General features: G+C 56.8%; 29 protein-coding genes and 2 pseudogenes. 1 reads left to right on the top strand and 30 read right to left on the bottom strand.

Annotation, left to right across the window (positions count from 1 at the left end):
- The 3 genes and pseudogenes from HMPREF9163_RS00630 to HMPREF9163_RS00640 all read right to left on the bottom strand — a co-directional run.
- Window positions 1–577 (bottom strand): annotated as a pseudogene (locus HMPREF9163_RS00630) (hypothetical protein); the annotation flags it as partial.
- A gap of 134 nt (window positions 578–711) precedes the next feature.
- Window positions 712–1,494, bottom strand: a pseudogene (locus tag HMPREF9163_RS11590) (DDE-type integrase/transposase/recombinase); the annotation flags it as partial.
- A gap of 238 nt (window positions 1,495–1,732) precedes the next feature.
- Window positions 1,733–1,915: a hypothetical protein gene (locus HMPREF9163_RS00640; RefSeq protein ID WP_009439678.1), complete on the bottom strand. Its 183-nt coding sequence runs from the start codon at window positions 1,913–1,915 to the stop codon at window positions 1,733–1,735.
- A 300-nt stretch (window positions 1,916–2,215) separates the two neighbouring features.
- Here HMPREF9163_RS00640 and HMPREF9163_RS00645 point away from each other — a divergent pair, with 300 nt between their 5' ends.
- Entirely contained in the window at window positions 2,216–2,599 is a 384-nt protein-coding gene (locus HMPREF9163_RS00645; RefSeq protein WP_037345521.1) for a VOC family protein, read from the top strand.
- A 102-nt stretch (window positions 2,600–2,701) separates the two neighbouring features.
- Here HMPREF9163_RS00645 and HMPREF9163_RS00650 read toward each other — a convergent pair whose 3' ends face one another.
- The 27 genes from HMPREF9163_RS00650 to secD all read right to left on the bottom strand — a co-directional run bounded on the left by HMPREF9163_RS00650 (window position 2,702) and on the right by secD (window position 25,194).
- A complete protein-coding gene (locus HMPREF9163_RS00650) occupies window positions 2,702–3,505 on the bottom strand; it encodes a hypothetical protein (protein ID WP_009439680.1) in 804 nt (267 codons plus the stop codon).
- A 149-nt stretch (window positions 3,506–3,654) separates the two neighbouring features.
- Entirely contained in the window at window positions 3,655–4,137 is a 483-nt protein-coding gene (locus HMPREF9163_RS00655; RefSeq protein ID WP_009439681.1) for a DUF4367 domain-containing protein, read from the bottom strand.
- 10 nt (window positions 4,138–4,147) lie between these two features.
- Complete coding sequence (gene recN, locus HMPREF9163_RS00660) at window positions 4,148–5,860, bottom strand: DNA repair protein RecN (RefSeq protein ID WP_009439682.1); 1,713 nt, start codon at window positions 5,858–5,860, stop codon at window positions 4,148–4,150.
- Between the two features lie 15 nt (window positions 5,861–5,875).
- Window positions 5,876–6,328, bottom strand: a complete 453-nt coding sequence (gene argR / locus HMPREF9163_RS00665; protein WP_009439683.1) for an arginine repressor — start codon at window positions 6,326–6,328, stop codon at window positions 5,876–5,878.
- Window positions 6,329–6,339: 11 nt separating this feature from the next.
- Window positions 6,340–7,194 (bottom strand): NAD(+)/NADH kinase, encoded by an 855-nt coding sequence (locus HMPREF9163_RS00670; protein WP_037345523.1) that lies wholly within the window; start codon window positions 7,192–7,194, stop codon window positions 6,340–6,342.
- On the bottom strand, window positions 7,191–8,012 hold the full coding sequence (locus HMPREF9163_RS00675) for a TlyA family RNA methyltransferase (protein WP_009439685.1): 822 nt from the start codon (window positions 8,010–8,012) through the stop codon (window positions 7,191–7,193). Before HMPREF9163_RS00675 ends, HMPREF9163_RS00670 begins: the two co-directional genes overlap by 4 nt.
- 8 nt (window positions 8,013–8,020) lie before the next feature.
- On the bottom strand, window positions 8,021–8,896 hold the full coding sequence (locus HMPREF9163_RS00680; RefSeq protein WP_009439686.1) for a polyprenyl synthetase family protein: 876 nt from the start codon (window positions 8,894–8,896) through the stop codon (window positions 8,021–8,023).
- A gap of 1 nt (window position 8,897) precedes the next feature.
- Window positions 8,898–9,134: an exodeoxyribonuclease VII small subunit gene (xseB, locus tag HMPREF9163_RS00685; RefSeq protein ID WP_009439688.1), complete on the bottom strand. Its 237-nt coding sequence runs from the start codon at window positions 9,132–9,134 to the stop codon at window positions 8,898–8,900.
- Window positions 9,124–10,329: an exodeoxyribonuclease VII large subunit gene (xseA, locus tag HMPREF9163_RS00690; RefSeq protein ID WP_009439690.1), complete on the bottom strand. Its 1,206-nt coding sequence runs from the start codon at window positions 10,327–10,329 to the stop codon at window positions 9,124–9,126. The genes xseB and xseA overlap by 11 nt, the downstream gene beginning before the upstream one ends.
- Window positions 10,330–10,406: 77 nt before the next feature.
- Window positions 10,407–10,817: a transcription antitermination factor NusB gene (gene nusB / locus HMPREF9163_RS00695; protein WP_009439691.1), complete on the bottom strand. Its 411-nt coding sequence runs from the start codon at window positions 10,815–10,817 to the stop codon at window positions 10,407–10,409.
- Complete coding sequence (locus HMPREF9163_RS00700) at window positions 10,814–11,059, bottom strand: DUF2273 domain-containing protein (RefSeq protein ID WP_009439692.1); 246 nt, start codon at window positions 11,057–11,059, stop codon at window positions 10,814–10,816. Before HMPREF9163_RS00700 ends, nusB begins: the two co-directional genes overlap by 4 nt.
- A 12-nt stretch (window positions 11,060–11,071) precedes the next feature.
- Entirely contained in the window at window positions 11,072–11,647 is a 576-nt protein-coding gene (amaP, locus tag HMPREF9163_RS00705; protein WP_009439693.1) for an alkaline shock response membrane anchor protein AmaP, read from the bottom strand.
- A gap of 21 nt (window positions 11,648–11,668) precedes the next feature.
- Window positions 11,669–12,085, bottom strand: coding sequence for an Asp23/Gls24 family envelope stress response protein (locus tag HMPREF9163_RS00710; RefSeq protein ID WP_009439694.1), 417 nt, complete (start codon window positions 12,083–12,085; stop codon window positions 11,669–11,671).
- A 24-nt stretch (window positions 12,086–12,109) separates the two neighbouring features.
- Entirely contained in the window at window positions 12,110–12,667 is a 558-nt protein-coding gene (gene efp, locus HMPREF9163_RS00715) for an elongation factor P (protein ID WP_006691635.1), read from the bottom strand.
- Window positions 12,668–12,716: 49 nt separating this feature from the next.
- Window positions 12,717–13,793, bottom strand: coding sequence for a Xaa-Pro peptidase family protein (locus HMPREF9163_RS00720; RefSeq protein WP_009439695.1), 1,077 nt, complete (start codon window positions 13,791–13,793; stop codon window positions 12,717–12,719).
- Window positions 13,790–14,233, bottom strand: coding sequence for a type II 3-dehydroquinate dehydratase (gene aroQ, locus HMPREF9163_RS00725; RefSeq protein WP_009439696.1), 444 nt, complete (start codon window positions 14,231–14,233; stop codon window positions 13,790–13,792). The genes HMPREF9163_RS00720 and aroQ overlap by 4 nt, the downstream gene beginning before the upstream one ends.
- Before the next feature lie 8 nt (window positions 14,234–14,241).
- Window positions 14,242–14,523 carry an acylphosphatase gene (locus HMPREF9163_RS00730; protein ID WP_009439697.1) on the bottom strand — a complete coding sequence of 94 codons (282 nt, stop codon included), beginning with the start codon at window positions 14,521–14,523 and terminating at the stop codon, window positions 14,242–14,244.
- Window positions 14,520–15,755 (bottom strand): U32 family peptidase, encoded by a 1,236-nt coding sequence (locus HMPREF9163_RS00735; RefSeq protein WP_009439698.1) that lies wholly within the window; start codon window positions 15,753–15,755, stop codon window positions 14,520–14,522. Before HMPREF9163_RS00735 ends, HMPREF9163_RS00730 begins: the two co-directional genes overlap by 4 nt.
- Window positions 15,756–15,768: 13 nt before the next feature.
- The gene (mltG, locus tag HMPREF9163_RS00740; RefSeq protein WP_009439699.1) at window positions 15,769–16,866 is read right to left on the bottom strand and encodes an endolytic transglycosylase MltG; all 1,098 of its coding nucleotides are present in this window, start codon (window positions 16,864–16,866) and stop codon (window positions 15,769–15,771) included.
- A gap of 95 nt (window positions 16,867–16,961) precedes the next feature.
- A complete protein-coding gene (locus HMPREF9163_RS00745) occupies window positions 16,962–17,267 on the bottom strand; it encodes a DUF1292 domain-containing protein (protein WP_009439700.1) in 306 nt (101 codons plus the stop codon).
- A 29-nt stretch (window positions 17,268–17,296) separates the two neighbouring features.
- Window positions 17,297–17,710, bottom strand: a complete 414-nt coding sequence (gene ruvX, locus HMPREF9163_RS00750; protein WP_009439701.1) for a Holliday junction resolvase RuvX — start codon at window positions 17,708–17,710, stop codon at window positions 17,297–17,299.
- Window positions 17,711–17,718: 8 nt separating this feature from the next.
- A complete protein-coding gene (locus HMPREF9163_RS00755) occupies window positions 17,719–17,970 on the bottom strand; it encodes an IreB family regulatory phosphoprotein (RefSeq protein ID WP_009439702.1) in 252 nt (83 codons plus the stop codon).
- Between the two features lie 24 nt (window positions 17,971–17,994).
- Window positions 17,995–18,645 carry an HAD family phosphatase gene (locus HMPREF9163_RS00760; protein ID WP_009439703.1) on the bottom strand — a complete coding sequence of 217 codons (651 nt, stop codon included), beginning with the start codon at window positions 18,643–18,645 and terminating at the stop codon, window positions 17,995–17,997.
- An 81-nt stretch (window positions 18,646–18,726) separates the two neighbouring features.
- Complete coding sequence (locus HMPREF9163_RS00765; RefSeq protein ID WP_009439704.1) at window positions 18,727–20,958, bottom strand: bifunctional (p)ppGpp synthetase/guanosine-3',5'-bis(diphosphate) 3'-pyrophosphohydrolase; 2,232 nt, start codon at window positions 20,956–20,958, stop codon at window positions 18,727–18,729.
- A complete protein-coding gene (gene recJ / locus HMPREF9163_RS00770; protein WP_009439705.1) occupies window positions 20,958–22,934 on the bottom strand; it encodes a single-stranded-DNA-specific exonuclease RecJ in 1,977 nt (658 codons plus the stop codon). The genes HMPREF9163_RS00765 and recJ overlap by 1 nt, the downstream gene beginning before the upstream one ends.
- 117 nt (window positions 22,935–23,051) lie before the next feature.
- On the bottom strand, window positions 23,052–23,969 hold the full coding sequence (gene secF, locus HMPREF9163_RS00775) for a protein translocase subunit SecF (protein ID WP_009439706.1): 918 nt from the start codon (window positions 23,967–23,969) through the stop codon (window positions 23,052–23,054).
- The gene (gene secD / locus HMPREF9163_RS00780; RefSeq protein ID WP_009439707.1) at window positions 23,962–25,194 is read right to left on the bottom strand and encodes a protein translocase subunit SecD; all 1,233 of its coding nucleotides are present in this window, start codon (window positions 25,192–25,194) and stop codon (window positions 23,962–23,964) included. Before secD ends, secF begins: the two co-directional genes overlap by 8 nt.
- Window positions 25,195–25,225 lie beyond the last annotated feature (31 nt).

Below are 25,225 nucleotides of genomic sequence, written 5' to 3' on the forward strand. Positions count from 1 at the left end.
CATCCGCCTTAAGCGGCAGCCCCTTCGCCCACGGTGGATTCTCAGCCATGACAGAACATATCTCCTCCACCGACGAAACTCCGTATGGGACTTCGAGTACGATTTCATCATGGACGTGCATGACGATATGGAATCCCTTGTCCTGCAGCCCTTTCATTGCACATACGAGCAAATCACGCGCCGTCGCCTGTGTGATATTCTCGACCAGTTTCCCGCCGAACGTCTCTATCCTCTCCCACTTCTTCGTCATACCGAGTCCTTCATAGGTGACGGCTTCTCCACCGAATCTGTTTGCTCCGATGAGCGGCTTTACATACGAAAGCTCTCTTCCGCTTGGTAATCGTATAAACAGGATGCCGCTCCCATATGCACAGCAGATGCCATGTGTTTTAGTTTCAACGTCCCGTTTCACACAGGTCTTGACGGCACGATCCACATCCCACCATAATTGCACGATATGTGGATTTGACGAACGCCATAGATCCACAAGAGGCTGAAGCTCCTCTTCTTTCATTCCCGACTCGACTGCGCCCGTCGCAATCAGTGCGCCGACGGAGCCGCCGTATCCACAGCTCAAAACCGCCTGCTTCCCTTTCTGCCGTAGTTCCGCATTCTCACCGTGCTTTTCGACAGTGCAATGGAACATGCGAGATGCCGTTTTGCAGTAGATGTTGTGGTCAAGCGTTTTTGTAACACGAGTGTCCAATAAACTTGTGTCGAATACCTCGCTTCGAATGGCGTACGATAGCCGTTATAAGAATGCGGTCGTACATGGTTGTATGTGGTATAAGCAAAATGCTCCACTGCGCGATAGAGAGATTCCTCATCTCGATACTCATGAAGAAAAATTTCTTCGTTCTTCAGCGTATTGAAATAGCGCTCCATAGGTGCGTTATCATACAGGCATCCAGCCTTGCTCATGCTTTGCGTCAGATCGTGTTCCTCGCAAAAGTCGGTGAACGCCTTCGATGTGTACGGGCTGCCCTGATCGCTATGAAGAATCAGACCGTTGCTTCTCTTTCGTTGACTGCTGAGTGCTTTGCCAAGCGTTCGGATTGCTAAATCGCTCGTCATACTTCTTATGCTCTATGCCGCCTTGATATCTCGGAGCTTTTTGCCGCACAATAGAGCGCAATCCCAGTTCTGTGTTCATGTAGTTATGAACTGTCAGAGCAGAAAGCTCGATGCCTTTGCGTGCGCATCCTGCGGTACCCGTCAACGCCATTGGTTTCATGGTATAGGGCTTGAATTTAACGCAGGATGTTCTGTTTTCGGGCATCTTCTTTTGCCCGCCTGTGCTTTCGGTAGTTGTAATAAGCATTCGGATAAATTCCAAAACGTCGCAGCAACCACCGGACGCCGAACAGCTTCCGATGTTCATCGATGAATTGATATGCCTCTAGTCGATTCCCTTTGCGAAGAATGTCGCTGCTTTTTTAGGAAAAGGTTTTCTTTTCGCGCTTCTGCAAGTTCTTCGCGCAAGCGGCGATTCTCCTTCATAAGCTCCAGATCGTTCTGGGCAGTCGGGTTCTTTGAGGCGTTTTGCTGGCATTCTTCGCTGAATTCTTTGCACCATTTGCAAATGCTTGCTTTTGAGACTCCATACTCTGCTGTCAAGCTTCGATATGAAGCCGGACGATCTGTTGCTTGAACTCTGGTTCATAGTGTTGTTGTGAGAAGAATCGAATCCCCTTTCATTCGGTGTTTCCCATTAGACATTCCTGTTACAACTTTAGTTTACCACAACAGACTCGTCATGCATGCACATCTCATACAAGATCTGTGCCTTCCACCGCCCCTGCGCATGAGCAGCAGCGGCGTCACAGGACATTTCCCATGATCTGTTACGATGCCCTTCCTTGAGACGTATGAGATATTCCTCGTACGTCATATTCGCCTTTGTCGAACCTGCCATTCTTCCCTTCTCCTTTGCCGCACAGATGGAAATCCCACATGATAAAATACTTGCTGTATTACAGTTATTGTAGTATGTTTACAGTGTATATCAAGTACGCAGTTATTTGCAACTTAGTATGATAAATGATACCATATAGATATGGAACCAGCTTTCTGATCGGAACAAACTGTATTTCGGATGTTGTTTTTCCAAAGATTTACACTTCCTAAAATTTTCGAGACGAACAGAAATACGACTAAGGCACAGAGAATAGTTCACTTCATGAGATTATGAAGTCGATCTATGGAGGGTTCTGCGATGAAGATTGAGCATATTGCAATGTATGTGAATGATTTGGAGGCCGCCAAGGATTTCTTCGTAAAATATCTGAACGGCAAGGCTAACAATGGCTACCACAACAAGAACACAGATTTCCGATCTTATTTCATATCTTTTGATGATGGAGCGAGATTGGAAATTATGAAAAAGCCAGAAATGGCAGATGACAAGAAGGTTCTCGCCAGAACAGGATTTATTCATGTGGCTTTTAGCGTTGGCAGCAAAGAAGCGGTTGATTCCCTTACCGCTCGTATGAAAGCCGACGGCTACGAAGTCATTAGCGGACCTCGTACTACGGGAGATGGATATTACGAGAGCTGCATAATTGGTATTGAAGGAAATCAAATTGAGATAACTGTGTAAGACAAAAGCGAGAGCCGCCATCAGCTCTCGCTTTTTGTGTATGTTCATCATCCAAAAAATTTATGATACGAAGAAAGCGCCTTCCTGCTCACAACGCTTTCGCTATGCTCCCATATGGGGCATTTCCCGCACAAAGAACGCCAAAATCTCTCTCTTTTCATATATCTCGATCTGCCATAAAATATGAACACCTTCCGAGAAGCATGCGGCAATTGCTTCCGCTTTTTCCATAACCTCAAACATAGAGAGGTCTTTCGCCCCTCTACAGATCAGCTGTACGCCCTGTACCGATCGATCTACGGCAGGCATTTCCTCCCAAAGCAGAGATTTTTCCGAGATATATCGAATATCTCCTTTTGTCGATGCAAGAAGAGGCAGAACATCATCTAAATTTGTACCAACTACTTGAGAACTGCTGGGCGCCCATACGCCAGAGTCGCAAACATAAGCCTTCGCCACAGCAGCATCCGCAAAGCAAAAGACAGCCGGTCTAATACCATCCCCATCTTCCTCTTGCTGTGCAGTGACCCCCTCTGCACACGCGGCAAAGTCCTCCTCAGAACCTGTACGATAGATGCAGATTACATCCTGCTGCTGCAATATCTCAAGTGGAATGCCCGCCGCCTGCACATCCGAAATCAGCATGGTATTCCGCCATGCCACCTCTTCCGCAGAGGTGGATATCTCATTCTCCTCTTCCAATTCCGGATAAAATTGCCGCACAGGCATATTGCACAGAGGCTCACACTCCTCTACCTGGGAATAGTATTGCGCCAATGCTGCAAACACACTCTCATCCGCACAGGCAAGTCTCACGCCATACTCCATCGAATCATTTTCTACATCTTGGAACATCTCATCAAACATCTCGTCAAACATTTTTCTTCCTCTTTTCATTAGTTCCATATCCCAGACAAAAAAATTATAACATAGATTTTCGTACACTGCTTAATTTATCCGCGCAGTAAAAAATAAATAAATACAATGCCCCCAAACACCGGATCTCATAGATCCGATCTTGGGGGCATACGCATATCAAAATGTAGGATGCAGTGTTAGTTCCAGGCAATCGTGCTGACGATTGCCTGTACGGCTTCGATGGAAACGGGTTCTTCAAACGAAATGGAGAAGGTGTAGCCGCCGCGCGACCAGAGGGCGAGGCTGACGAGTTTTTCCGTGCCCTTGACACGGATGTACTGTCGTCCAACCTGCACGACCTGATTCACTTCGTAGATGTTATTGTCGCCGCTGATGTCCGCGTCGCCCTTCGCCATGCGGAAGAGGATTTCCTTGCCCGCGTCGTTGCGGTAGAAGATTTCGGCAAGACTCTTGTCAATGACGATGATCTCCTTCTGCACGTAGCCGACGGGCAGAAGGGTCGGCGTGTAGACGGGAAGTCCCGCAACTGCCCACGCATCGCGCACGCTCGTGTACTCGACGAGCGGTGAGGGCATTGCCTGTGCGCTCCCGCCGCCCATAAGGAGTGCCGATGCAACAGCGCCCGCCATCAAAATGTGTTTCATTCCATATTTTTTCATCAGATACCTCTCATTTCTTCGCTTTCTTCTGAAAGACCTGTTTCTTCTGCTGTGCACCCGCAAGCATTTCGCGCGCATTTGCAAGCGCCGCCTCCGTGACATCATCGCCCGACGCCATGCGTGCGATCTCGCGCACGCGCTCATCGGCGGAGAGAGCCTCCACCTGTGTCACAGTACTCTCGCCTTTGACAGATTTCGCGATGTAGAGATGCGTGTCCGCCATACACGCGATCTGCGGCAGATGCGTGATACAGAGCACCTGCTTGTAATGTGCGACGAAGGCGATGCGTTCGGCGACCATCTGAGCGGTGCGCCCGCCGATGCCCGTGTCGATCTCGTCGAAAACCATGCTCGTCCCGCCCGTGTCGCGTGCGGCGACGATGGACTTGATGGCGAGCGCAATGCGTGAGAGCTCGCCGCCCGAGGCAATCTTCTCGATGGGCTTTTCCGCTTCGCCCACATTCGCCGAAAATAGCATATCGAGGCTGTCCGCGCCGCGACTCGTGTATTTCTCCTCAGGCGTGACGACGATACGGAACCGTGCCTTCGGCATCCCCAGCCCCTGCAGTTCGCGTTCGATGTCCGCAGAGAGCACTGTGCCGGCCGCCTGCCGACGTGCGGTCAGCGACTTTGCCGTTTCCTCGAGACGCTCGTGGAATGCGGCAATGTCCTTGTCGAGCTGCACCATGTCGGTATCATAGTTGTCGATGCACTCGAGCTCGCTGCGGACGGAGGCGAGGCGTTCGAGTACAGCGACAATGCTGCCGCCGTACTTCTTTTTGAGGCGGTCAATCACGTCCATGCGCGTCTGTATTCGGTCGAGGCGCGCGGGATCGGCATCGATCGCGTCCAGATAGTCGCGCACCTCGTAGGACGCCTCCTGCAGGGAGATGTATGCCTCCTCGATCATCGTCTGCGCATTCGAGAGCCCGTCATCATAGCGCGCAATCTCATCGAGCGCGCCGGTAATGCGTGAGAGCGCCGAGAGCACGGAGATGCCCTCCTCTCCGTCCTCACTAAGCAGATTCGATGCCTCACCGGCGTTCTCGACGAGGCGCTCCGAATGGGCGAGGCGGCGAATCTCCGCCTCGAGTTCCGCATCCTCACCCTCGTTCAATTCCGCTTCTGCAATCTCCTTTTCCTGCCAGCGCAGGAGATCCAGACGCTCGCCGATGTTCTCGATCTCCTCCGCATGCTCCTCGCGCAGGCGTGTCTTTTCCTTCCAGCCCGCATAGACCTCGGCGTATGCCGCGAGCAGTCTTTGCAGCTCCTCATCTCCGCCCTCGAGGAGACTCCGCTGCGCATCCTCACGCAGGAGCGCAAGGTTCTCGTTCTGTCCGTGGATGTCCACGAGATGCGGAGCAAGCTTCTTGAGAAAGGTCAACGTAACGTGGCTGCCGTTGACGAGGATGGAGCCCTTGCCCGTGCGCACAACCTTGCGGAGGATGATGAGTTCGTCCTCGTATTCGATCTCCTGCTCTGCGAGGAGCGCCGCGAGTGCCGCATCCCCCTCACACGAGAATACTGCCTCGACGCGCAGGGCGTCGCAACCGCTTCGGATGGCGTCAGAGGAGATGCGCTGTCCGAGTATCGCACCGAGTGCGTCGATCAGAATGGATTTGCCCGCGCCGGTCTCACCCGTGAGAATGTTCAGCCCCGTGCCGAACTCGACGGCAACCTCCTCAAGCAATGCAAAATTCCATACGCGCAGACTTTGCAGCATAGCGTCTCCCTCCTCTCAGCGTGTCATCTCGCGAATGCGTTCGACGATCGTCTCTGCCGCCTCTCGCGGCTTGACGAGCACAAAGATGCTGTCGTCACCCGCAACTGTACCGATGATCTCCGTCCAGTCCGAGGCATCGAGTGCCGCCCCGACCGTTGACGCCGCCCCTGGGATGGTCTTGACAACGACGATGTTTTCACTGAAATCCGAAAAGATCACGTTGTCCTTGAAGAGGCGCTTCATCCGACCCTCGGAGAAGTGCACGTTCTCGTGCGGAGACACGGCATAGCGATAGCGCCCCCCCTCCGCAGGCACCTTGATGAGGAAAAGCTCCTTGATATCGCGTGAGATGGTCGCCTGCGTGACGCGCATATGACGCGCACGCAACGCCTCGGCGAGCGCTTCCTGTGTCTCGATGATTTCCTCGCCGATGATTTTTTTGATGAGGTCGTGGCGTCGACTTTTCATTCCACTCTCTCCTAGCAGTTTCTCCAAAGTTTCGTACGCAGGATCTGATAGTAGTCCTTGTCCTCAAATTTGATGATGCCCGCGCGCACATCCGAGCATTTGACGGTGACGGTGTCGTCTGGATGGATCGGCGTCGTCTCCTGTCCGTCGAGGGTGACGATGATACTCTGCCGCGTATCGACAAGGTGGATATGCACGGCATCTTCCTCGCGTATGATGAGCGGGCGGATGTTCAGCGTATGCGGGCAGATCGGCGTGAGGACGATCCCCTTCACCATCGGGTTCATGATGGGTCCGCCCGCCGAGAGCGAGTACGCCGTAGAGCCCGTTGGCGTGGCAACAATGAAGCCGTCCGCCTTGCACTCGACGAGAGGCGTATCGTTGACCCGCAGTGCGAGCGAGATGATGCGCGCCACATCGCCCTTCATGACGACAATGTCGTTGATTGCATGCCCGAGGAAATGCTCCGTACCATCCGGCTTCGTGACATAGCCCGCGAGAAACGGGCGCCACTCGACGTGGTAATCCCCCGCACAGAGTTTTTCAAGGCGCTGCTCAAGCTCATTCTGCTCGATGTCCGCCATAAAGCCGAGCGTCCCCATGTTGATACCGCAGACGGGCACGGGGTTTGCTGCATATCTGCGGCAGATACCAAGGAGAGTCCCGTCGCCGCCGAGGCTGAGCGCAAAGTCGGCGGGCAGGGTCTCAATCCCGTCCACGCCGCAATCCTCCATGCCAAACTCCGCCGCACGCACGCGTGGCAACATGATCCTTGCACCGCGCGCAGCCAGAAAATCACGAATGCGCCGCAGAACTGCGCCCGTCTCGGGCTTGATCAGATTCGGAAAAACCGCAACGGTCATCAATGCTCATTACCTCGTCCATCCAGCCTGCGATGTGCCTCTGACACGATCTCGCGCACAAACACATCATCCATTTCCACATCTTCCCCCTGCGTTTTCAGATATAGGAGGTATTCGATGTTCCCCTTTGGTCCCTTCACGGGCGAATACGTCAACCCCGCAGTCCGAAAGTCCTGTGCACGTGCGACAGCAAGCACCTGCCGAATGACATCCTCATGCACGGCGGGATCGCGCACAACACCGTTCTTGCCCACGCGCTCCTTGCCCGCCTCGAACTGCGGCTTGATGAGCGCAATGACCTCGCCGCCCTCTGCGAGCAGCGCCCGCACAACAGGCAGCACCTTGTCCAGAGAGATGAACGCCACGTCAATCGAGGCAAAGCCCAGCGTCTCCCCCAACGTCTCGAGCGTGACATTGCGGATGTTCGTGCGTTCCATATTGACAACCCGCACGTCTGTCCGCAGCTTCCAGTCGAGCTGCCCGTAGCCGACGTCGATCGCATAGACCTTTGCCGCACCGTTTTGCAGCATACAGTCCGTGAATCCGCCCGTCGATGCACCGATATCCGCCGCCGTTTTTCCATCGAGCACAGCGCCGAAGACCTCCATCCCCTTTGCGAGTTTCAGTCCGCCGCGGCTGACATAGGGCAGATCCTCCCCCACGACACGCAGCTTCACATCGATCGCAACCGTTGTGCCCGCCTTGTCGATGCGCTGCTCGTCCACGAGCACCTGCCCCGCCATGATGAGTCGCTTTGCGCGCTCCCGACTCGGTGCAAATCCCTGCTCCACGAGCAGGACATCCAACCGCTCTTTTTTCAAAATATCCCCTACTGCTTCCGATTGACAAGATATGCGACAAGCTCGCGCAGGAAATCAGCCTCCGCGCCGAATACGGCGAGTGCATCAGTCGCCTCCTCCACCGTGCGGCGCGCAAGCTCCTGCGCCTCGGCGAGTGAAGTCAGCGTCACATAGGTCGACTTGTGATTCTTCTCATCACTGCCGACGGGCTTGCCGATGTCCTCCGCCGTCCCGATCACATCGAGAATGTCGTCCGTGATCTGGAATGCGAGCCCGAAGTGGTCGGCGTATGCCGTGAGCGCCGCAAGCTGCTTCTCCGTCGCGCCCGCGAGGATCGCCCCGCTGCGCAGTGCCGCGTGAAAGAGTGCGCCCGTCTTTCCCATATGCATGCGGCGCAGCTCATCCATCGTGATTCGCACGCCCTCGGCTCTGAGATCCAATACCTGCCCGCCGACCATGCCCTCAGCACCCGCCGCACGGCTGATCTCATCCACCACGCGCAAGAGCGCCTCGGCGGGCACATTCTTCTGCCGCAGGATTACCGAAAATGCCAGCGTGAGAAGGGCATCACCCGCAAGGATGGCAATGCCGTCCCCATATACCATATGGTTCGTCTTCTTCCCGCGACGATAGTCGTCATCGTCCATCGCGGGCAGATCGTCATGAATGAGCGAATAGGTATGAATCATCTCGAGCGCGGCTGCAACGGGAAGGAACTTCGTCCCGTCCGCACCCACGGCATCCGCCGCAGCCATCAGGAGGATTGGCCGCAGGCGCTTGCCGCCCGCCATGAGGCTGTATGACATCGACTCCCGCAGGATGGGATCCAGAATGTCTGTCTTCGCCAGCTCCGCCTCCAACGCACGCTCGACAAGCGCCTGACGCGCTTTCCAAAGTTCCTTCATCTCAGCCTCCGATCTCCAGCTTCTCTTCGGAGACGCCGTCCGCCGTCTCCTTCACGAGAAGATCCATCGTCTCCTCGGCGCGTTTGAGGGACTTCATGCAAAAGTCGGACAGCTTGATTCCCTCCGAATACTTCGCCATGAGATCGGCAAGCGGCAGATCCCCCGTCTCAATCTCCGCGACAATCTGCTCCAATGCGCCGATTGCATCCTCGAACGCCATTTCTTTCTTACGCGCCATGCTGCTTCTCCTTTGCCTCAACGACGGCAGAGATCTTCCCGTCTGCAAATGTAATCTTCAAATGATCTCCCACGGATAAATCCTTCGCGCGGCTCACCGCTTTCCCGTCCTTCTCAACGGTGCTGAATCCGCGATAGAGAATTTGGACGGGGTTCAGCAGTTCCAGACGCTTCAGCAGGAGTTCCAGGCGATGCCTTGCACTCGTGCGCGCATCCTTTGCCGCACGGTGCAGCCGCTCCGTCGCACGGTCTGTGCGCTGTGCCGCGCCGGCAAGCAGGAGTGTCGGATTCCTGCACCACGGACGCTCCGTCAGTGCACTCAGACGACTTCGCTGCTGCTCCACCGCCCGTCTGCGCCCCGCATGGAGACGTGCAAGGAGACCTGCCGCATACTGGTTCAGCTCGCCGGCATCGGGGACGGCGAACTCCGCTGCCTGTGACGGTGTTGCCGCACGGCGGTCACTGACGAAATCCGCGAGCGTTGTATCCGTCTCATGCCCCACGGCAGAGATCACGGGGATTCGTGACGCGTAGATTGCGCGCACAACCGGCTCCTCGTTGAACGCCCACAGATCCTCTGCCGAACCGCCGCCACGCCCGACAATGAGCACGTCCACAGGATATTTCTCGTTAAAAAAGCGAATCGCCGCTGCAATCTGCTCCGCTGCCTCCGTGCCCTGCACGAGCACGGGATGCAGGATCAGCTGAACATTCGGCCAGCGCCGCTTTGCGACCTTGTGGATGTCGCGCAGGACGGCACCTGCAGACGATGTGACAATGCCAATTCGCTTCGGAAAACGCGGCAGAGGCTGCTTATGCGCCTCGTCGAACAGTCCCTCGGCATACAGCTTCTCCTTGAGCTGCTCGAAGGCAAGCGCAAGCGCACCTGCGCCCTCGGGTGTCAGTGAGTTCACGTAGAGCTGATACACACCGTCGCGCTCGTAGACGGACACAGAGCCGCCCGCAATGACCTGCATCCCGTTCTCCGGTGTAAAGCGCAGGTTGCGTGCGTAGCCATTGAACATGACGCATTTCATGCTCGCGCCTGCGTCCTTCAGCGTAAAATAGCAGTGGCCCGAGGGATAGCGTTTGAAATTGGAAACCTCACCACGTATGAGGATATCCGAGAGGATTGCCTCCCCCTCGAACATTCCCTTGATGTAGCGTGTGACATCGCTGACAGAGTGAACAGTCATAAGACACCTTCGATTTTGATAAAAAAAGAACCATTGCACGACATACTCGCGCAACGGATTCTTTCTTGATTCATTTCTCAAAGAGATTTTTGCATTGCAGCAAGGATCCCGTTTACATAGCGGCGTGCATCGTCCGAGCCGTATTTTTTTGCCAGTTCGACCGCCTCGTTGATGGCAACGGGCGGATCGATGCGTTCGTCCTGATAGCGCATCTCATAGTACGCCATGCGGATGAGATTGCGGTCAACAGCCGCCATGCGGTGGAGCTTCCACTCCTTTGCCAGACGTGCGATCTCCGCATCAATCTCTTCAAGATGTGCATGTGTCCCCTGCACAAGCGCGTGGGCATAGGGCAGATCTTTCTCCGTGAGCCCCTCGACCTCATCAAGCGCAAGCTCACTTGCACCGTCCGCAGGTACACCATCCGCGCCGAACTCCAGCTGAAAGAGCGTCAGAAGCGCGGCTTCGCGCGCGTGTCTTCGGCTCATGACATCCTCCGAAACAGCCGATTGAGTGCTGACGTGTCAAACATCTCCGACCAACCGCCCTCGCGCTCTGTCCGCACCCCGATATACATACCGATGCCTGCGCAGAGAATGACGAACAGCGTGCTCCAAAAGCCAAAGATCAGGACGGATATGCCGAACAATGCACCAAGCAGCAGCCCTGCCGACCGCCCGCGATGACTCTGCCACTGGTCTTGCAGGAAGAGCAGTATATTTTCTTTCATCCCGTTCCCCCACTAAGACACCGAACGCTTCGATGCTCCGGCATTTGTGATCTCCGTGACGCGGAGTGCCACGGGCACATCCGCAATACCGAGTACATCGTGGAGCTCCTGCCGCACCTTTTCGGTCAGCTCCTCGGAGACGGCATTCAGACTCGTCTGATCGGCGAGCGTAATCTTCAGCTCCACCTGCATCGGTGTCCCTGCGCTGTCCTTGGGCGCGTCATGTACCGAGATCACGGCTGTCGCCGTCCGAACCCCCTGCATGGAGAGCGCTACACGCTCGACGATGCCGCGCACGGCGGGCAGAGCCACCTGAACAGCCCCCGCCCTCGTATCGACAACCATGAACTCACCATGCGTCCGCGCAGAATGCGAGGTTCTGGAAAAGACCGCAAAGAACAGCTTGAGGCTGACGAGGAAGAATACGCCGCACACCGCGAGGAGTTCCTGACGCGACAGTGCATAGCGCAGTTCATTCAGCCATATGCTCTCCGGCACGATGCGCAGAGCCACGGCAACGACGGCAACGGACAGCGCCATCGTAACGAGGGCATAGGGCAGGAGCAGGAGACGATTTAAAATTCCCATTGCTTAGCCCCTCAGATGCATTCAGCGTACACGCGCTTCCTCAGGTTTCGGTTCCTCCTCGGGGAAGCCGACGCCCTGCACATGCACATTGACCTCGATCACGGAGAGCCCCGTCATCGTCTCGATTGCACGCTTGACATTCTCCTGCGCGGCGAGTGCGACCTCAGGGATACGGATGCCGTATTTCACGATGATATAGAGATCGACGGCGGCTTCCTTCTCGCCCACCTCGACCTTGACACCCTTGGAGAAATTCTTGCGTCCAAGGATCTCTGCGATTCCGCCAGCAATGCCGCCGCTCATGCCAGCAACGCCCTCGACCTCCGTTGTGGCAAGACCTGCGATGATGCTGACGACCTCATCCGCAACGCGGATCGTGCCAAGCCCATTTTCCTTCTTGACTGCATTCTTCTCGTTGTCCATTTCCAAATCCTCCATTCGCAAGGAATATCTCAGCCGTATTTATGCGCGCTCGATGTAGTTGCCCGTGCGCGTATCGATACGGAGCACATCGCCCTCATTGATGAAGAGCGGCACGCGCACCTCGTAGCCCGTCTCGACCTTTGCCATCTTCGTTGCGCCCGTTGCCGTGTTGCCCTTGACACTCGGCTCGCATTCGACGACCTTGAGGCTCACGGAGTTCGGCAGCTGAATACCGATGATGCGCCCCTTGAACTGCTGCATCGCGACCTCCATGTTCTCCATGAGGTAGTTCAGCGCGTCGCCGAGCTGCTCACGTGAGAGCTCAGACTGCTCGTAGGTCTCCGTGTTCATGAACGTGTAGACGCCGTCCGCCTCGTAGAGGAACTGCATCGTGTGCGTCTCAAGATGTGCTGCGGGCATCTTTTCGTTCGGGTTGAACGTACGCTCAACCACAGCGCCGGTCTCGACGTTCTTGATCTTCGTACGGACGAACGCGGCACCCTTTCCCGGCTTCACGTGCTGGAAATCGACAATCTGCCAGACGCCCCCATCGTATTCAATGGTGAGGCCGGTGCGGAAATCGGTGCTGTTAATCATATTATTCGTTCCTCCATACAATACATATTCTCTGCATATTATAGCGGTTTTACTGGCAGATTTCAATAAATTCTTTTGGCGCATGCGTCAGCGACTCCGCCCCATCCCGAGTGATAAGTACGGTGTCCTCGATACGGATGCCGCCCCAGCCGGGGATGTAGACGCCCGGCTCGTCCGTGACGAGCATATTCTCCTGCAGGACGGTCGTCCCCGCCTTCGAGAGGCGCGGCTCCTCGTGGATCTCAAGGCCAAGGCTGTGTCCGAGTCCATGCCCGAAGTATTGGTTCAGCTCCTTCTCTGCAAGTGACTCGCGTGCAATCCGGTCGACCTCGACGCCCGTCACTCCGGGACGAAGCGCCGCAAGCGCCCGCTTCTGCGCCGTGAGCACGGCGTCATAGAGCTCGCGCTGCCGTGCGTCCGCGCGCCCGACGCAGACCGTTCGCGTAATGTCCGAGTGATAACCCCCGCACACCGCGCCGAAGTCCATCGTCACGAGTTCGCCGCGCACAATGACCTTGTCGCTCCCCGTTCCGTGCGGCAGACTCCCGCGCACACCCGATGCGATGATCGTCTGAAAGGCGGGGCGCTCCGAGCCCGCACGCCGCATGAAATGCTCCAGCTCCGCCGCAACCTCCATCTCCGTCATGCCCGGCTGAATGTACGAGAGGATATGCGCAAATCCCTCGTCCGCAATCCTACACGCGCGGCGGATGAGCCCAATCTCGTCCGCATCCTTCACCTGCCGCAGCGGATCAAGATTCAGTGCGGTATCGCAGGAGACCTCCCCGAGCAGCTCGCGCAGCTTGACGACCGTATCGTAGACGAGCGCATTGCCCTCGAAGCCGAGCGAGACGACGCCCGCATCTGTCGCAAGCTCTGCGACTTTGCGATACAGCCCGTCCCTCTGCTCCACAATCTCATAGTCGGGCGCCTCTGCCGCTGCCTGCTCCGTATAGCGACTGTCTGTCACGAGAATGAGGCGCTCGGGCGTCACGAGAAGCGCCGTGCTGTCCCCGCGAAAGCCACTGAAATAGTGGACATTCTCCTCCTTCGTAATCAAGGCGGCGTCCACGACCTGCTCCGTGAGCAGCGCGCGCAGACGTGCAATCCGATCCTCTATGTTCATTTTGCTCCCCCCATGCGGCAGATAATCGCCTCGAGCGCCGCCATATAGCTCTCCGCACCGAGCCCCGCGATCTGCCCGAGCACGACGGGTGCAATGACCGACGTATGCCGAAATGCCTCGCGCTGATGGATGTTCGAGAGATGCACCTCGATGACGGGCACCTCCACCGCCGCAATCGCATCGCGAATTGCAATGCTGTAGTGCGTGAACGCGGCGGCGTTAAGGATGATGTAGTCCGCTGTGCCGCGCGCCGCCTGAATCGCATCCACGAGCACGCCCTCGTGATTCGACTGCAAGAACTCGATGTCGAGTCCCGCCTCCTCGGCGCGGCAACGCAGACGCTCGTTGATGTCTGCGAGCGTCAGAGAGCCGTAGATCTCCGGCTCGCGCGTGCCGAGCAGATTGAGATTCGGGCCGTTCAGTACCAGTATCTTTCCCATGTGCACTCCTAGTATTTGATCGAAAAGTCGCGCTCGCCGTCCACAGGCTCTCGCTCCTCGATGTCCAGACGCTCCACACGGATGAAATAGTTGCCTGTACGCATTGCCGCAAATGCCGCCTCGACAGCAGATGCTTTGCCTTGCAGCTCCATTGTCACCGTACCGTCGGACATATTCATCACCCATCCTGTGATGTCGTTCATCACCGCCTGCTGGCGGACGAACATACGGAACCCAACCCCCTGCACGCGCCCTGCGGCGCACGCATAGTGGCGAATCACATCGCTCATTGCACTTCCTCCTTTTTCGGAACATCGCGGCGCAGAATGCTATTTTCCTCGACCGCCTGCATCATCCGTATGCGGACAATCTGCTGCGGATGCGGCGCCGCCGTGATCGACTGTCCGTCCGCATCCCACATCTCCGCGAGTTCCTGCCGAAAGGATGCGCCATGCGGCTGAAAGATCTCGATCTCCTGCCCCAGCTTCATATTGTTGCGCTGCTCGACTGTAGCCAACCCACTCTCTGCATCGTAGGCGCGCACCAGCCCCACGAAGTCCGAGGTCTGCTCATAGGAGGACGAACCGTAGATCTGATCTACCTCCGTCGTCTTGCCAAAGAAAAATCCTGTCGTATAGGCACGATGCGAGACCTTACCGAGTTCTTCGATCCACTCTTCCCGCACTTCATAGGGTGTACCCGCACACGCAGCATCAAGCGCCATGCGGTATGCCTTGACCACACTCGCAACATAGTGGACGCTCTTCATGCGCCCCTCGATCTTGAGGCTGTCGATGCCCGAGGCAACGACCTCGTCCAGATACGGCAGGAGGCAGAGATCCTTCGAGTTCATGATGTAGGTGCCGCGCTCATCCTCTGCAATGGGATAGTACTCCCCGGGACGCGACGCCTCCACGAGCGCATACTGCCAGCGGCAGGACTGTGCGCATCCGCCGCGGTTCGCATCGCGCCCCGTGAAATAACTGCTAAGAAGGCATCGCCCCGAATAGGAGATGCACATCGCACCATGCACGAAGAGCTCCAGCTCCACATCCGTCTGCCGTCGAATCTCCCGTATCTCCTCGCGCGATAGCTCACGTGCAAGCACGACACGCTCTGCGCCGAGTTCCTGCCACGCGCGCACCGTGCGCCAGTTCACATTGTTCGCCTGCGTGCTGATGTGTACGGGCAGCGTAGGAGCGACGTCACGCGCGCACATAAAGACGCCCAAATCGGCGACAAGCACGGCGTCCACCTCCGCCTCCGCAAGAAAGCGCAGATAGTCCGGCAGCGCGACGAGATCGTCATTGTGCGGGAATACATTGACCGTCACATAGACTTTTCGCCCCATAGCGTGTGCCAGCTGCACTGCAGCCCGTATCTCATCGTTCGTGAAATTGCCGCCAAACGCGCGCAGCCCGAACTGCGTGCCGCCGAGATACGCCGCATCCGCGCCGTAGGCGAGCGCCATCTGCAGCTTCTCCATCGTCCCTGCGGGCGCAAGCAGCTCAGGTTTCTTCATTCATCAGCCTCCGTCAGCGCGCCTGATCGACCAGTGTGAGATGATCCGCATAATTCGTCGCATAGTAATTGTTGCCGTTGCGGTCGGCGACAAAGTACAGGTAGTCCGTGTCCGCAGGATGCAGCACAGCGTTCAGCGATGCCGTCCCGGGGCTTGCAATCGGCCCCGGCGGCAGCCCGACATTCTGATAGGTGTTATAAGGCGAGTCGATCTCCGTATCCTTATACAGCAGATCCTCCTTCGGCTCGTTCAGCAGATACTGTACCGTCGGATCTGCCTGTAGCGGCATACCGATCCGCAGACGCTTCAGGAAAATCTGTGCAATGATCGGGCGATCCTCCTCATGATACGCCTCCTTCTCCACGAGTGAGGCGAGCGTCACGAGCTCATAGATTGAGAGATTCATCTCCTTCGCGCGGTCGCGCATATCCTTTGTCAGGCGGCGGTCGAAATTCGCCGCCATCATCTCCATAATACGCGCTGCGTCGAATTCCCCGTTGATCTCATACGTATCGGGGAAGAGGAAGCCCTCTACCGCATAGCGCACATCCTCATGCTTTTCGACATAGGGATAGGGGCGGTAGTTCTTCGCACGCGCCATAAAGTCATCCGCATTGACCAGCCCATCGGCAGCAAGACGCTCTGCGATTTCGCGCACACTAAAGCCCTCGGGAATCACAAAGCGGAGCACCACCGTATTGCCATAGACCAGTGTCTCAAGCGCATCGCGCGGCTCCATGCCTGTATGCATGGCAAACGTGCCACTCTTGACCTTGTTCTCGAAGCCGTTCAGCTTCGCCATCCACCAGAACTTTCGCTCGCTGTCGATGATCCCACGTTCATGCAGCTCCTTGCCGATCTCGCTCACACTCATACCCGGACGCACTGTGAAATAGATCGGCGTCCCGCGCTCTCCTGTATGCGAAGGTGAGCCTGACAGTGGAATGATAACGAACGCAACAATCAGAATGAACAGGACTGCCAGCGCCGGAATCCCGAATACAATCTTCTTCTGCATCGGCGTCCCCTTCCCTCGATAGACCGCATCCAGCGCTTTGCGCAAGCCATCGTTGTTCAAGAAGTCCAATACTCCCCGCAATGACTCCTTCAACCGAATCCTCCCTCTCTATATCCAAATTCCATAAATTCCCTAAATGCCCTAAGAAAAAGCTGTCATCTTCCCGTGATGACAGCCTCCTTCTTTCTTTATTCTTCCTCTTCTTCCAGCATCTCCTCATAGGCACGGCGCACGGCATCGAACTCCTCATCCGTCGGATCGGTGTAGATATCCTCGCCGTCGTCGTCCGTGACGATCTTCGCAATCGTCGCCTCGTCCCCCTCCTCAGCATTCTCAAGCTCCTCCTCAGAGGTTGCCGTGAGCGCAATCAGAACGGCAAAACGATCCTCACCGATCGGGATAATCATCTCCTCACGGTAGTAACGCTCATCGCCGTCCTCATTCGTCATGACAACGATGACATCCTCATCGTGAAGCTCTTCATGTTCTGCCATTTTCGTTCTCCTTTATCTCTAAAGTATTCTTATTTCAAATGCTGCTGCCGATCCAAAAATCCCTGCAATATGTAGACCGCCGCCATCTTGTCGATGACCTTGCGACGCTTCTTGCGGGAGACATCGCCCTCGATGAGTGCACGCGAAGCAGCAACCGTCGAGAGGCGCTCGTCCCAGTAATGGATCTCAAGCGTCGGAAAGCGCTGCGCAGCATCCGCCATAAAGGCGCGTACGATTTCGCAGCGTTCGCCTTCGTCTCCGTTCATATGCTTCGGCAGACCTGCGACGAATGCCGCCACTTCATACTCCTGCACGAGCGCATTGAGACGATCAAGATCGGCGGAAAGCTCCGTGCGGCGGATTGTCTCAACACCCTGCGCCGTGAGTCCGAGCAGGTCGCTGACGGCAATCCCGATGGTTGCATCGCCGATGTCGAGTGACATATAGCGCTTCACTTCTCGTGCTCCAGATAGAACCGCACGAGTTCGTCGAGCAGATCGTCGCGCTCGAGGCTGCGAATTTTGCTCCGCGCGTCCTTGTGACTCGTCACATACGCAGGATCGCCCGAGAGCAGGTAACCGACCAACTGATTGATGGGATTGTAGCCCTTCTCCCGCATCGCGGCGGCCGCCTCCCGTATGACAACATCCGCCTTCGGCTTATCCTCACCGAAGGAGAACATCATTGTTTTTTGTTCATCCATTTGAATCACCTCACTGAGGAAGAGCTATAATGCGCCCTGTTTGACTGCCGCGAGAGCCGCCGAAAGAGACGGATAAACCCCCGTGCAGATCGCACGCATCTCATCTGTCGGCGGCAGCGTGTCGGGGATCATCACGGGTGCACAGCTAGCTGCAGCAGCGCCGCGCAGCCCATTGTAGCCGTCCTCGAACACATAGCAGTCCGCAGGTGAAACACCGATGCGCTCCGCCGAGAGCAAAAAGATATCCGGCGCAGGCTTTCCGTTCACGACGAGATCGCCGCCAACCACCGCATCGAAATAATCACGCAACCCACTCTTTATCAGATTCGCTTCAATCTGCTCCACCGTCGAACTGCTCGCCGTTGCAATGCGTACACCGTGCTCGTGAAAGTAGTGGAGGATTTCACGCGCACCCTCCATCACGGGCAGATTCTTCGCTGCCTCATCGTGAACGTATTCGATCACGCGGCGAACATAGGCCTCGGCATCCGCCGTCGGATGGAACTCGTTCACCAGACGCAACGTCAGGTCACCGCAGGTTCCGCAGCATGCCTTCCCCAGCTCCGGTTTGCGTTCGACACCAAACTCGTCGGCAATGATCGTCCAGCCCCTCTGATACACGGTTTCTGTATCAAAGAGCAGACCGTCCATATCGAAGATCGCACCCTTTTTCATGAATACCCCCACAGATGATTATCATGCGCAAATTTACATGGTTGATATTACCACAAAATGTATAAAAAAACAATCTGACCGTCACGCTTCGCCACCCGGAATCCCCGCGCTGCCAAGCGTGCGCGTGACGCGGTAGACGTCCTTGAGCAGGCGCATCTTCGTCATGACCTGTGTGATCTGGTCGATGTTGCTGACGTTCAGCCCGAGGAGGACGGTCGAAGTCTTGTTGCGGCGGTTTGGCGTTGCATTGACCGTGTGAATGTTCACCTTCATCTCGGCGGGCACTGCGAGGAGTTCCGCGAGCATACCGTTGCGGTCGTTGCATATAATCTCAATGCCGACGATATAGTCCTTGTCGAGCCCGATGTCCCAACTCACTTCAATTACACGTGTGAACTCCGTATCGTTGAGCACGTTCGGACAGTCGGAGCGGTGCACGGAGACGCCGCGTCCACGCGTGATGTAGCCTGTGATGGGATCGCCCGGAATCGGGTTGCAGCAGCGTGCGAGACGCACGAGGTAGCCTCCCTCGCCCTCGACGAGGACGCCGTGACTCGCCTTCTTGCGCTTGCCCCTACGCGGTGCCTTGAGCTCGGAGAGCATCTGCGAGACCTCGGGCGGCGTGCTGTCCTTGATGGACTGCTGGTGCAGCTCGATGAGCTTCGTCATAACGCCGCGCAGGGTCACGCCGCCGTAGCCGAGCGCGGCAAGGAGATCGCTCTCGCTCTGCACGTTGAGCTTCTCCGCGACCTTGCCGAGCCGTCCGCCCGCGATCAGTTCCTTCGGCGCGTAGCCGAGCCTCTTCGCTTCGTCGCGGATGAGGTTCATGCCGCGCTCGACGTTCTCCTCGCGGTTCTCCTTCTTGAACCACGCGCGGATCTTGCTGCGCGTCGCAGAGGAGGCGACTGTGTTCAGCCAGTCGGGACTCGGCCCGTTGCTCGCCTTGTTCGTGACGATGGACACGATGTCACCGTTCTTGAGCTTATACTCAAGCGGCACAATCTTTCCGTTGACCTTTGCGCCGACACAGTGATGCCCGATCTCTGTGTGAATGTGATAGGCGAAGTCGATCGGGTTCGAGCCCTTCGGTAGGTCGATGACATCGCCGCGCGGCGTAAAGACAAAGACCTCGTCGGAGAACACGTCGAGTTTCAGCGCCTCGAAGAACTCCTTCGGATCGTCGTATTCCTTTTGCAGGCTCACCATCTGGCGCAGCCACGACATCTTCTGATCGTTCTCATCGGTTGCGCCGATGCTCCGCCCTGCCTCCTTGTATTTCCAATGCGCGGCCACGCCGAACTCGGAGACCTGGTGCATCGCCTTCGTTCGGATCTGGATTTCGAGCGGATAGCCGTGCGTCATGACGGTCGTATGCAAGGACTGGTAGCCGTTCGACTTCGGCATTGCGATGTAGTCCTTGAACCGCCCGGGGATGGGCTTCCACATCGCGTGGATGACGCCGAGCACGCCGTAGCAGTCCTTGACGGAGGAGACGAGGACGCGCACCGCCGAGAGGTCGTAGATCTCGTTGACGCTCTTGTTGTCGCGCTTCATCTTGCGGTAGATGCTGTAAAAATGCTTCGCGCGCCCCTTGATCTCCGCTTTGATTCCCGCCGCCTCGAGCTTTTCGCGAATCTGCTCGATGGATTCGCGGATGAATTCCTGCCGCTCCTTTCGCTTGTGCTTAACTTCCTCCACAAGGGTATAGTACGCCTCCGGCTCGAGATAGCGCAGACAGAGATCCTCGAGCTCCACCTTGATATTGGAAATGCCGAGACGATTTGCGAGCGGTGCATAGACCTCGAGCGTCTCCTTGGCGATGCGCTGACGCTTGTCCTCGCGCATATACTTGAGCGTCCGCATATTGTGCAGGCGATCCGCGAGTTTTATCATGATGACGCGGATGTCCTTTGCCATTGCAAGGAACATCTTGCGGTAGTTCTCGAGCTGGACGTCCTCCTTTGACATATACTCGATGCGCCCGAGCTTTGTCACGCCGTCGATGAGCGCCATGATGTTCTTGCCGAACTCCGCTTCCATCTCCTCGAGCGTCGCGCAGGTGTCCTCCACCACGTCATGCAGGAGTGCGGCGCAGATCGTCTCGTCGTCGAGGTGAAGCCCTGTGAGGATGTAAGCAACATTGAGCGGATGGATAATGTAGGCGTCGCCCGAGATGCGCACCTGCCCACTGTGCGCCTGTTCCGCATAGGCATACGCCTTTCGGATCTTATCGAGATCGGCATCCGCCTGATAGGAGCGCACCTTATCCAAGATCATATCGAGAGTGACAGCCCTCTGCGCATCATCTGACATTATATGTCACCCTTTCTTTCTGCGTGTCGACGGAAGGTCGGCGCATCCATGAGTTCGAGCTTTCCTTGCGGCGGGATGAGCCGCCAACCATCTTCCTCCTGCGTGAGCATCCCGAGCTCACGAAAGATACAGAGCGCGCAGTCCATCGTATAATGCGAGATATGCCCCATCCTGCGTGAAAAATGCTGGGTGAGTGCGACTGCGCCATACGGGATGCCCCCATCCGCATCCGTACACCCCTTGAGAAATGCGTAGATGGTCTTCAGCAACGTGCGATCCGGGAAGACGCGCTCCTGCACGGCGGGCATGATGGAGTCCACCATGCACTGTACCGAGCGCATGCCTTGCCACTCGTTGATGCTCGGCGTATAGGCGAGGTCTCCCGCCTCCTCGGTCACGAGCTCCGCAAGTTCGCCGTAGTTCCAGTAAAGCGCCGCGACGCGTTTGTCCCGCGTACCGACCTCCATGCGCAGATGCTTTCCCTCCGCTCCGATGGCAGCCGCCGTACGTGGGCGAAGATCCCGCACGCCGAAAATCGGGCGTGGGTTGCCCATCCCGTACGGTTCGAGCAGGGCGATCTCCTCCACCATCGGGAGCGTCCAATCCGCAGGAGCGACCAGCGCCTCAATAGGGATTTTCGGCGTGTAGTCTTCAATCTTCAACTGCGTATTTACATAATTCGCGAATGCACGGCGAAAGTCCTCCACGCGATTGCATTCAAGCGTCAATCCTGCCGCCATCGCATGACCACCAAATTGGATGAGCGTGTCACGGCATGCAGCGAGCGCATCGTACATATGAAGACCTGCTATGCTGCGGCACGAGCCCTTGTATACATCGCCTTGCCGCGTCAGCACAATGCTCGGGCGGTAGTATTTCTCAACCAGACGCGAGGCAACAATGCCGATCACGCCCGCATTCCAGTCCTCACCGGCGACCACAATCGCAGGCACATCGGGTGTAAAGCCCCCGAGCATTGATTCCGCTTCCGTCAGGATGTCTTGCTCGAGATCGCGGCGCTCCGTATTCAGCGCGTTCAGCTCCACCGCAATGTGATCCGCCTCGTGTACATCCTCCGCAGAGAGCAGTTCCACACCGCGCCGCGCCGTTTCGATACGCCCCGCCGCATTCAGACGCGGCGCAAGCTGGAAGCCGACGATCCCCGTATTGATTGCCTTGCCCTCACAGCCTGAGACGCGGATAAGCGCTGCAATACCGAGACATGGACACTCTGTCATGCGCGCAAGCCCCAGTTGGACGATCTTGCGGTTCTCTCCGACGAGCGGCACGAGATCGGCGACTGTTCCGAGCGCAGCAATATCCAGATCATCGGCATAGAGGCGCTCTTCCTCGATCTGCCACAGCGCCTGCACGAGTTTGAACGCGACGCCGACGCCCGCAAGATCCTTGTCCGGGTAGGGACAGTCCGCGCGGTGCGGGTTGATGACAGCATAGGCGGGCGGCAGGACACTGCCCGGCAGATGGTGGTCGGTGATGATGATGTCCATCGCCCCATCCATCTGCGCCACAATATCCACCGATGAGATGCCGCAGTCCACCGTGACGAGCAGGCCGCAGCCATCCGCCGCAATCTGACGGAGCGCTGCTCCGTTGAGCCCATACCCCTCCGTAAAACGATTCGGAATATAGTAGGAAACCATGCCGCCGAGCGCACGAATATTTTTCATGAGCAGCGTGGTCGAGGTCATCCCGTCCACATCGTAGTCGCCGTAGACGACAATCTGCTCACCCGCATGAATCGCCTGTATGATACGGCGTGCGGCACGCTCCATATCCATCATGAGAAACGGGTCGTGGAACGGCTCGTCCTCCGGATGGAGGAAAGCCCGCGCCTCCTCTGCCGACTGCAAACCGCGATTCCACAGGATCTGCCCGATGATGGGCGCCGTCCCAAGTTCCCTTGCGAGCGACGCGCCCTCCGCCGTCTCTGCACGTACAATCCACTCTTTGAGCATAATCTCACCTCCTCTCTTCCTGCAACAGCAAAAGAGCCCGTCCCGGGACTCCCGAAAGCAGGCTCTTTTATAGAAGCACTGATAACGCCGAGAATTTCGTTTCGTCAGTGCTTCCTTTTATCCCTCCACAACCGCAGTTTTTGCGGCAGGATGCCGCTCCGTACGATTGCGCAGCTCGATCCAGAGCTGGCTCGCGATGAAGATGGAGGAGTAGCAGCCGCTGGCAAAGCCGACGAGGAGCGCAAAGGCAAAGTCCTTTGTCGTCTCGCCGCCGAACCAATACAGTGCAAATGTCGTGAACAGAACCGTGAACACCGTATAGAGTGAACGTGTCAGCGTTTGATAGATGGAGCGGTTCACAAGTTCATCAATATCGCCGCCGCGGCGGAAATGCAGTTTCAGATTCTCGCGGATGCGGTCAAAGATAACGATCGTATCGTTGATCGAGTAACCGACGATGGTAAGCAGTGCCGCGATAAACGACGAATCAATCTGCCGCTGCGTAAAGGAGAACACGGCAAGCACGATGATGATGTCGTGGATGAGCGCGAGCACCGCCGACACGCCGAAGCGCCACTCAAAGCGATAGGCGACGTAGAGAATGATGAGTGCCCACGAGATGACAAGCGCGAGTACCGCATTCGTAATCAGCTCGCCGCCAATCGTCGCGCCGACCTTCTCCTCGCGCAGCACGGTGTAGGGCCCGACATCCTGCGTGAGCGATGCCATGACCTCCTTGCGCTGACTCTCCTCGAGGTCGATCGTACGGATCATGACATTCTCGGAGGACTCGATGCCCGACTCCGCGCCCGCAAGCTGAATTGTACTGCCATCGAGATCGTATTTCGCAAGACTCGAACGCACATCGGAGAGCGTCACAGGCTGCTCAAAGCGCAGGTCGATGATCGTCCCGCCCGTGAAATCGATGCCGAAGTTGAAGCCACGCACCCCCATGCAGATCAACCCGGGGATGATGAGCGCGAGGGAGATGAGAAACCAGATTTTCCGATGTCCCGCAATATCGAACTTAGGCATTCTTCTCATCCCCCTTCTTCTTCACACCGAGCATAAAGCCGTTCGCACCATAGAGTGCGGGGCTCTCGGACAGCTTCGAGTTAATCATGAGCTTCAGCAGGTACTGCGTCAGTGTAATCGCCGTAAACATCGAGAGCATCGTTCCAACCCCGAGCGTGATCGCAAAGCCGCGAATTGTCCCCGTCCCGAGGAAGAAGAGCACGCCTGCAGCAATCAGCGTCGTGACGTTCGAGTCAAAGATCGTTGTAAACGCACGCTTGAAGCCCGCATCCATCGCATGCCGCAGGGTCTTTTGGTTGACCTGGTACTCCTCCTTGAAATGCTCGAAGATGAGGACGTTCGCATCAACCGCCATACCGATCGAGAGAATGATGCCCGCCACGCCCGGCAGCGTCAGCGTCGCATCCATCAGATAGAGGATGCCGAGCAGCATGACCGTATACGCCATGAGTGCCACGTCCGCGATAAAGCCCGAGAGATGGTAGAAGAAAATCATGAAGAGCACGACCGCACCGAGTCCGACCACAAACGCGAACTGAGACTTGTCCTTCGAGTCCTGTCCAAGCGTCGGGCCGACCGTACGCGTCTCGATGATCTCAACCTTCACGGGAAGTGCACCGCTGCGCAGCACGACCGCGAGGTTCTGCGCCTCCTCAAGCGTCTTCTGCCCCGTGATCTCCGCACGCCCGCCGAGAATCGGCTCACGCACGTTCGGCGCAGTCAGCACCTCGCCGTCGAGCAGGATCGCAATCGTACGCCCGACGTTCTTCATCGTGAGGTCGGCAAATTTCTGTGCGCCCTCATCCGAGAACTCTAGGTTGACGACGTTCTGCCCCGACTGCGGATTCGTCGATGCCTGTGCATCCTTCAGATCCGTACCCGTGAGCACCGTATGCCCCTCTTCGTCGCGGAACTCGAGCATCGCCGTCTTGCCGATCGTTCGGATCGCAGCATCGGGATCCTTGATGCCCGGCAGTTCGATGATGACACGACGCTCTCCCTCGCGCTGGATGATTGGCTCGGTCAGTCCAAGCGAGTTGACGCGCTTCTCCATGATTGCAATGACGCGGTTCATCGCATCGTCGTTGACCTGCGCCTGCTCCGTATCGACCGCCTCCAAAACAACGTGCGTTCCGCCCTGCAGGTCAAGGCCCTGCCGAATCGAGCTCGCGAGCGGCTGAACTAGGAAAAAAAACGCGCCGATGATGACCACAATCGAAATCACCAGCTTTAACAGACTATGTTGTCTCAACAGT

The sequence above is a fragment of the Selenomonas sp. oral taxon 138 str. F0429 genome (genome assembly GCF_000318175.2).
Lineage (GTDB): Bacteria > Bacillota > Negativicutes > Selenomonadales > Selenomonadaceae > Centipeda > Centipeda timonae.

Coding starts and splice junctions, on each gene's coding strand:
- HMPREF9163_RS00700 (WP_009439692.1), bottom strand. CDS start 11,059: ATGAAAGAAAATATACTGCTCTTCCTGCAAGACCAGTGGCAGAGTCAT.
- aroQ (WP_009439696.1), bottom strand. CDS start 14,233: ATGGGAAAGATACTGGTACTGAACGGCCCGAATCTCAATCTGCTCGGC.
- HMPREF9163_RS00745 (WP_009439700.1), bottom strand. CDS start 17,267: ATGGCAGAACATGAAGAGCTTCACGATGAGGATGTCATCGTTGTCATG.
- xseA (WP_009439690.1), bottom strand. CDS start 10,329: ATGACTGTTCACTCTGTCAGCGATGTCACACGCTACATCAAGGGAATG.
- argR (WP_009439683.1), bottom strand. CDS start 6,328: ATGAAAAGTCGACGCCACGACCTCATCAAAAAAATCATCGGCGAGGAA.
- efp (WP_006691635.1), bottom strand. CDS start 12,667: ATGATTAACAGCACCGATTTCCGCACCGGCCTCACCATTGAATACGAT.
- recJ (WP_009439705.1), bottom strand. CDS start 22,934: ATGCTCAAAGAGTGGATTGTACGTGCAGAGACGGCGGAGGGCGCGTCG.
- HMPREF9163_RS00760 (WP_009439703.1), bottom strand. CDS start 18,645: ATGAAAAAGGGTGCGATCTTCGATATGGACGGTCTGCTCTTTGATACA.
- HMPREF9163_RS00765 (WP_009439704.1), bottom strand. CDS start 20,958: ATGTCAGATGATGCGCAGAGGGCTGTCACTCTCGATATGATCTTGGAT.
- nusB (WP_009439691.1), bottom strand. CDS start 10,817: ATGAGCCGAAGACACGCGCGCGAAGCCGCGCTTCTGACGCTCTTTCAG.
- HMPREF9163_RS00730 (WP_009439697.1), bottom strand. CDS start 14,523: ATGAGCGATGTGATTCGCCACTATGCGTGCGCCGCAGGGCGCGTGCAG.
- HMPREF9163_RS00645 (WP_037345521.1), top strand. CDS start 2,216: ATGAAGATTGAGCATATTGCAATGTATGTGAATGATTTGGAGGCCGCC.
- ruvX (WP_009439701.1), bottom strand. CDS start 17,710: ATGTCACTCGACATCGGCGATGCAACCATCGGGATTGCCGTCAGCGAC.
- secF (WP_009439706.1), bottom strand. CDS start 23,969: ATGCCTAAGTTCGATATTGCGGGACATCGGAAAATCTGGTTTCTCATC.
- HMPREF9163_RS00655 (WP_009439681.1), bottom strand. CDS start 4,137: ATGAAAAAATATGGAATGAAACACATTTTGATGGCGGGCGCTGTTGCA.
- HMPREF9163_RS00710 (WP_009439694.1), bottom strand. CDS start 12,085: ATGGAGGATTTGGAAATGGACAACGAGAAGAATGCAGTCAAGAAGGAA.
- recN (WP_009439682.1), bottom strand. CDS start 5,860: ATGCTGCAAAGTCTGCGCGTATGGAATTTTGCATTGCTTGAGGAGGTT.
- HMPREF9163_RS00735 (WP_009439698.1), bottom strand. CDS start 15,755: ATGAAGAAACCTGAGCTGCTTGCGCCCGCAGGGACGATGGAGAAGCTG.
- HMPREF9163_RS00640 (WP_009439678.1), bottom strand. CDS start 1,915: ATGGCAGGTTCGACAAAGGCGAATATGACGTACGAGGAATATCTCATA.
- HMPREF9163_RS00720 (WP_009439695.1), bottom strand. CDS start 13,793: ATGAACATAGAGGATCGGATTGCACGTCTGCGCGCGCTGCTCACGGAG.
- HMPREF9163_RS00650 (WP_009439680.1), bottom strand. CDS start 3,505: ATGGAACTAATGAAAAGAGGAAGAAAAATGTTTGACGAGATGTTTGAT.
- amaP (WP_009439693.1), bottom strand. CDS start 11,647: ATGGGAATTTTAAATCGTCTCCTGCTCCTGCCCTATGCCCTCGTTACG.
- HMPREF9163_RS00680 (WP_009439686.1), bottom strand. CDS start 8,896: ATGAAGGAACTTTGGAAAGCGCGTCAGGCGCTTGTCGAGCGTGCGTTG.
- HMPREF9163_RS00755 (WP_009439702.1), bottom strand. CDS start 17,970: ATGGATGAACAAAAAACAATGATGTTCTCCTTCGGTGAGGATAAGCCG.
- xseB (WP_009439688.1), bottom strand. CDS start 9,134: ATGGCGCGTAAGAAAGAAATGGCGTTCGAGGATGCAATCGGCGCATTG.